The sequence below is a fragment of the Vibrio sp. 1288 genome, from assembly GCF_033344475.1.
Map to the genome: position 1 here is coordinate 1 of NZ_JAWPOX010000181.1, position 993 is coordinate 993.

At 41.4% G+C, this 993-nt stretch carries 1 protein-coding gene; it reads right to left on the reverse strand.

Features of this window, described 5'->3' with window-relative positions:
* Positions 1-665: 665 nt before the first annotated feature.
* Positions 666-980 (reverse strand): DUF4144 domain-containing protein, encoded by a 315-nt coding sequence (locus R8O11_RS25520; RefSeq protein WP_318194649.1) that lies wholly within the window; start codon positions 978-980, stop codon positions 666-668.
* Between the last annotated feature and the right edge of the window lie 13 nt (positions 981-993).

A 993-nucleotide genomic window follows, 5' to 3' on the forward strand; every position in this document is an offset into this window, starting at 1 on the left:
TGAAGCACGCAATACCAAAGCTATTGCATGGCACTTCAACACCGAAATCAGCCGCATACCAAAAATGCCACGCGTGCTGAATCCCTCTTGAACTGTTTGTTAGCACGCTGCCCTTAAAGTATTTTAAGTACACCAAAGTATTGAAATATAGCACGAAATTTCTGGCTTAAAACGCTGAAGCTAAAGGGACAACTGCCAAACTAGAACTCACTCTCAAAACGCAAGTTGGCGAGAAGAAAAACTTGCTTAACTGCCCTATTTTCGCCGTGTTCAAATTAGCAAAGGATACGGGCTTTAGAACTAAACGACCGCGCCAAAGAAACTCGTTCTTTGACGAAAATCTCTCAACACCAAAGAAGCCGCACCAGAGAAATAGCCCGAAAGTTAGAAACCGTAAACGATAAACTCACAGCGAAAACTTCACATCTAGTGCCACCGGAGAGAACCTGAAAAGCACATTTAATCAGGTGTAAAGCGAGAAAAAGAAACCAATAAAAACAGAAACTTTTAGCCTTTGATGTCAACCCAGTGCTAACGCTGCGTTAAGGGGTGAATGCCGCCTAAACAAACCTTCCGCAGACCACTTTCACCACAAAAACTCACAGTAAACCAAAAATGCCATGCGGCACGAATCCCTCTTTAACGCTTTGTTATGTTTATTTAGCCTAAGATTTCAAACAGTTAAATGCTTCAGCGACTGTTTCAAACTGAATTTTTGTCAAACAGACTTCCGCTAAACAAAACTCATGACGTTGAATCAATCTAGACGCTTCCTCTGCTGAAATCTGGATTGAGTTTCCAATCAAGTGAACTACTGAGCCATCTGAAACAATTGAATAGACAAAACCTTCAGAATCAATGACTCGATCGCTTGGACTAACGATCGAATCCACACACTCGCAATTCAAATCAGCTTCAGAACCCAAATAAACAAGCTCATCATCACCATCTAATTTCAGAATACAAGGCCAATTGACCATGAACTTCTCCGAT

Bases quoted from the DNA above. Each gene is read 5' to 3' on its own strand.
- R8O11_RS25520 (WP_318194649.1), bottom strand. From the start codon at position 980: ATGGTCAATTGGCCTTGTATTCTGAAATTAGATGGTGATGATGAGCTT.